Annotated in this window: 6 protein-coding genes; all 6 read left to right on the top strand. The window is 29.5% G+C overall.

The features are described 5' to 3' along the window. On the top strand, positions 1–344 hold a 344-nt coding region (locus OC683_RS01900), incomplete at its 5' end, for an HNH endonuclease (RefSeq protein ID WP_338140524.1). A gap of 135 nt (positions 345–479) precedes the next feature. Further along, positions 480–725, top strand: coding sequence for a triphosphoribosyl-dephospho-CoA synthase (locus OC683_RS02510; protein ID WP_420887817.1), 246 nt, complete (start codon positions 480–482; stop codon positions 723–725). 56 nt (positions 726–781) lie between these two features. Next, positions 782–1,450: a bifunctional 4-hydroxy-2-oxoglutarate aldolase/2-dehydro-3-deoxy-phosphogluconate aldolase gene (locus OC683_RS01895; RefSeq protein WP_304514868.1), complete on the top strand. Its 669-nt coding sequence runs from the start codon at positions 782–784 to the stop codon at positions 1,448–1,450. Next, entirely contained in the window at positions 1,440–1,724 is a 285-nt protein-coding gene (citD, locus tag OC683_RS01890; RefSeq protein WP_304514867.1) for a citrate lyase acyl carrier protein, read from the top strand. The genes OC683_RS01895 and citD overlap by 11 nt, the downstream gene beginning before the upstream one ends. A 64-nt stretch (positions 1,725–1,788) precedes the next feature. After that, positions 1,789–2,682: an HpcH/HpaI aldolase/citrate lyase family protein gene (locus tag OC683_RS01885; RefSeq protein ID WP_304514866.1), complete on the top strand. Its 894-nt coding sequence runs from the start codon at positions 1,789–1,791 to the stop codon at positions 2,680–2,682. Between the two features lie 287 nt (positions 2,683–2,969). Further along, positions 2,970–4,487, top strand: a complete 1,518-nt coding sequence (gene citF / locus OC683_RS01880) for a citrate lyase subunit alpha (RefSeq protein ID WP_304514865.1) — start codon at positions 2,970–2,972, stop codon at positions 4,485–4,487. Positions 4,488–5,495 lie beyond the last annotated feature (1,008 nt).

Raw genomic sequence — 5,495 nt, 5'->3', positions numbered from 1 at the left:
AGAAACTTAAACTTGGGCTATTTCCTTATCTTAATAAAGGGAAAACCCAATACGAATCATGGGTGGTCTACTCCTGGGATAAAATCAAAAAAATGCGTAACTATAAGGGAAATCCGGATATTACCATTAATAGATATATATTCCAAAGCCGCACACATCTAACAGCGGAAAGTTGTGAGAACTGCGGCAAAAAAACCCAACTTCAAATTCATCACATTGGGACAGTTCGCAATGCGAATCACCAAAGTATTATGAAAGTATTATGTAAAGATTGCCATCGCAAAATAACCAATCAACAAATACATGATATCAAAAGAACAAGAACGATAAGAATAAATAGCTAATAAACCGTGAGGAGAAATTAGCTTTCGAGAGAGAGTAAATTAGGGAAAGCCGGATGCTTGGAAACTTGCTTGTCCGGTTTGGACGGGGGCTGATTGTAAATAAAACAGCAAATATAAATCGCTGCATAAAACGCAATTAATCTATCCGTATCTTTAATTAATAAAATTGGTTTTTCATTTTTTAAAAAAATACAAAAAAAAGCTTTATCATGGTTAAATATTTTAGAAAATTATGGGTTTTATAACTTTCAAAAAGCTATTTTATCTAAAAATGATTACTATGTAAATTATAAAATTTCTCCAGGGGGTTGTGCTGATTTATCTGTTGTAACTTATTTTTTATTTTGTGTAAATCGGTTGAATAATATTTATGAATATTGAGTTTTTAGTTAAAAAAGATATTTTTAGCTAAAATTAATAAAAATGGAGTGTGTCAAATGCAAAATATTCAAAAAAAAATTTATTATTTAAAACAAAATCCTTTAAGTGTGATTGTCCGTACGAAAACTAAAAATAATGCTTATAAAATTTTAAAAAATACATTAGAAAATGGTTTTTGTTTTGCCGAAATTACTTTAACTATTCCTCAAGCTTTTTCTATAATCAAAGAAATTAGTTTGCAATATCCTGAAGCAATGATTGGAGCTGGTACTGTATTAACATTACAAGAAGCTAAAAAAGCTTTAGAAGCAGGAGCGCAATATTTGGTTTCTCCCGTTTATAATGAAGAAATTTTAAATTGGTCTATCCAAAATGATATTTTATACATTCCTGGAGTTATGAGTGTTAATGAAATGTATCTAGCTATTCAAAAAGGTGCTTCTTTATTGAAATTGTATCCAAGTATTGCATTTACATCTCAAGCTTTATCCTTAATTCGAGATCCTTTTCCTAATTTGCCTATTTTAGCAACAGGGGGTATTAATTTATCAAACATTTTAGATTATTTTGAAGCAGGTGCATTAGCGGTTGGTATTACAGGTGAATTAGGTAGCGATCGTGATGTGGATATAGTAGATGAATCTAAAATAGCTAATTTAGCTTTTAAATATGTCGATATAGTTAAAAAAGTGATTAAAAAAAGAGGATTGAAAAATGATAAATAATAATAAATCAAAGCCTATTATAAAAAGAGCCTTTTGTGGTTCTCTCAATTCTAGTGATTGTTTAGTCACTATAGAACCTAATTTAGCTGATATAAAAATTTTCATTCAATCACCTTTTGAAAAACAATTTGGAGAACAAATGCGAACTTTAACTTTGAAAATTTTAAAAGAAAATAATGTTACTAATTGTAAAGTGTTAATCCAAGATCAAGGCGCTTTAGAAATCGTTTTAAAATCACGTATTTTAGTCGCTTTAGAGCGTTCTAAATCCTAATTTAATTCTACTATTATAAAATTTTTTTAATTTTTAAATACAAAAAATAATATCGAGGATAAAAATGAAAAAAAATAGAAAAACCATGTTATTTGTGCCTGGTAATAACCCTGCTTTATTTAAAGATGTTATTTCTTATCAGGTGGATAGTGTGATATTCGATTTAGAGGATGCTATTGCTGTTGAAGAAAAGGATGCCGCACGCGAATTAACTCGAAATATGATTAGTTTTTTGGATTATCATAGGTTTAACATTGAAACTATGGTAAGAATTAATGCTTTTGATACTCCTTTTTATCAGAAAGATTTGGAAGCTATGGTAACAAATGAAAAATTAGATGCTATCCGTTTGCCGAAGGTTGAATCGAAATTAGAAGTTTTACGAGTTATCCAAGATATCGAAAGTATTGAGGCTAAATATAATAAATCTTCTAAAATTGTTATTTTTTGCGCTATAGAAAGCGCTAAAGGAGTTTTAAATGCTCTTGAAATAGCTTTATCTTCTTCGCGAGTAGTAGGAATTGCTTTGGGTGGTGTTGATTATATGTTAAATTTGCAAGCTACTACAACTATTAATCGTCATGAATTGTTTTTCGCTCGCCAAATGATATTGCATGCAGCTAGAGCTGCTGATATTGATGCTATTGATTGCATTTATGGTAATGTTTCCGATTTGGAAGGTTTAGAAAAAGAAGCTATTTTAGTAAAAGAAATGGGTTTCAATGGTAAATCCGCCATACACCCCAATCAACTACCTATTCTTAATCGAGTTTTTCAACCTAGTGATCAAGAAATTCAAGAAGCTTTGAAAATTTTAACTTTATATAAAAAATATCGTTTACAAAACCAAGGTGTATTCGCGATTGATGGCAAAATGATTGATAAACCAGTTATAAAATATTCGGAAAATATTTTACAAAAAGCTAATATTCCGAATCCTAACATAGAAGATGAATAAAGATTTATTTGGTATTTTTGTGTATTAATAATAAATTTAAAATAATAAAGGATTTTAGATGATAGATTAAATTAATTTTAAATAATTTAGAACTTTGTTGAGATATTTTATTAGTTTAATATTTTCATTTTTTTCGATATAAATAAATATTATTCAAAAGTATTACATTTAGAGAATATAATTTTATCTAATTATAAAAAATTATTTAAATAGTTTTTTGATTAAAAAATATTTAAGAAAATTAAGTGATTTTCAAATGGTTAATGAATAAAAAAAGGAATAATTAAATGATAGAACAATTTAAGAAAAATGCAAAAAAACTAGATAATAATGCATTTTATGATTGTAAAAATAATTATAATAGTGTTGGCGCAATGACTAAAATTAAAAATAATTTAAATAATAAAGTTTTAAATTCTTTAGAAGAAGCTATTGTTAAAAGTGGTTTGAAAGATGGTATGACTATTTCTTTTCATCATGCTTTTAGGCATGGTGATAAAACTTTTCAACAAGTTATGGAAGCTATCAAAAAATTAAATATTAAAAATTTAACTGTTTTAGCTTCTTCTTTTACAAAGTCTCATGATTGTTTTATTGAATATATTAAAAATGGTATTGTAACTTCTTTGGAAGGTTCAGCTATAAGGGGAGAGTTAGGAAATGCTATTTCTGAAGGTCTCTTAACAAAACCTGTTATTATTAGATCTCATGGCGGCAGAGCACGATCTATTACTACAGAACAATCTTATATTAATGTTGCTTTTTTAGCTGCTTCAAGTAGTGATGAAATGGGTAACGCTAATGGTGTTGTAGGTGATTCTTGTGTAGGATCTTTAGGTTATGCTATTGTAGATGCTCAATATGCTGATAAAACTATTATTATTACAGACACTTTAGTTTCTTATCCGAATAATCCTATTTCTATTCCGCAAATTTATGTTGATTATGTGGTTAAAGTAGAAGTTATTGGTGATAATAAAAAAATTTCTTCAGGAGAAATTCATTCTAAATTTAATCCTAAAGAAATTGTTATTGCTGAAAATATTGTTAAAGTTATTAAAAACACGCCTTATTTTAAAAATGGTTTTTCTTTTCAAACAGGTACTGGTGGGGCTTCTCAAGCATCTTTAGTAATTTTATCTGATGAAATGAGACGTAAGCAAATAAAAGCTTCTGTTTTTTTAGGGGGGATTATTAAATTAGAAGTAGATTTATTAAAAGAAGGGCTAGTTAATACACTATTAGATGTGCAATCTTTTGATTTAGAAGCGGTTAATTCTTTAAAAAACAATCCGAATCATTTAGAAATGTCAGCTTCTTTTTATGCTAATCCGTTTATTAAAGGTTGTGCTGTTAATAAATTAGATTTTGGTATTTTAAGTGTGTTAGAAATAGATGTTAATTTTAATTGCAATGTTATTACAGGAAATGATGGATATTTACGCGGAGCTTCTGGTGGTCATAGTGATGTAGCATATGGTAGTAAAATTGCTATTGTAGCTGCTCCTTTAATTCGAGGACGAATTTCTTCTATAGTGGATCGTGTACAAACAATAGTGACTCCAGGAAATACTATTGATGTTTTGGTAACTGATTTAGGTATTGCTGTAAATCCGATAAGAACTGATTTACTTATGTGGTTAAAGTCAGCTGGAATAGTTGTTAAAGATATTCGCGAATTACGTGACTTAGCTTATAGTATTGTAGGCAAACCATTACCAATTAATTACGATACTAATCGTGTTATTGCTTTGATTGAGTATCGTGATGGTACTTTAATTGATACCGTTTATAAAGTAAAATAAAAAATAATTTTATTTTAATTTTGGTTATGATGTTTAGGTTTTTATAATTATTATGTTTTCTAAAATGATCAAGCAATATTTAAAAGCTAAAGAAGAAAGATATATATTACAAGGGCGCCAAAGAGGCCTAAATTTCGTGCTATTTAACCAATAGCCAGGGCCGATAAACCCTGCAAGGAGATGGTCGGTTTAGCAAACGAAAGAATGTTGAATTATAGCAGACCATAAAAGCGAGTTGCGACAAAAGCAAATTAGTCAAAAAGACTTCGCCACCGAATAATTCTATGGAAAAGCCTGCAATGGCCTAAGAAGGAAAATTGAGGTAATATATAGACCTATCTCGGAAGTTGCTTAAGCGGATAGTCCAGAGTCTACTAGTATAAGTTGTAAGTACTGAGTAGTTTATCAGCTAAAGAAAACCTGGAATCAGCCTCTTAAAGAGGATACTTCCCCTAAGGAATTAAGGTCGAAATTTAGCGTAACTTGGAGAATCCTAAAACGAAGTAATGAAATTTACTAATCCGGAAATAAAAGCCCGGATGGTCAAGGATAAAGCATCTTTTTAGTAGTCGTAAAGGTAAACCTAAATTTGGAATAATTTAGTTAATCGGCTTACCGAGAAGAGAGTTAATGACTCTTATAGGGCGAATTTATTATTTATTCAATGTAAACTGCGGAAGCTAGAAATGATTGGGAGTTAAGCTTCCACGAACTATGAATAAGATTCGTGACTGATATTACCCCCCCATTAAAACAAGAACTCAAGTGGGGGGGATTAATAACTATAAATTAAATAAATATCATCAAAAATACGTTTATAACCAAGACAATTCTGAACCGGTTAAAGAGTGTATGTTCCGAAAGGGAAGGATAAAACCAGACCACTCAGAATCCCAAACATGCAAGATAGAATCATGCGAAAAAGTCTTGGAACAGTTATTAACTCCTTACTTCGAAAACCTTTTTTTGGAATGGAGTTTTTGGATTCAGATCCCGGAAGTCGAGTTT

The organism is Candidatus Phytoplasma crotalariae (assembly GCF_030586865.1).
Classification (GTDB): domain Bacteria; phylum Bacillota_I; class Bacilli_A; order Acholeplasmatales; family Acholeplasmataceae; genus Phytoplasma; species Phytoplasma citri.
Note: the sequence above shows the minus strand (reverse complement) of the source record. Positions and strands in the feature narration are given on the sequence as shown.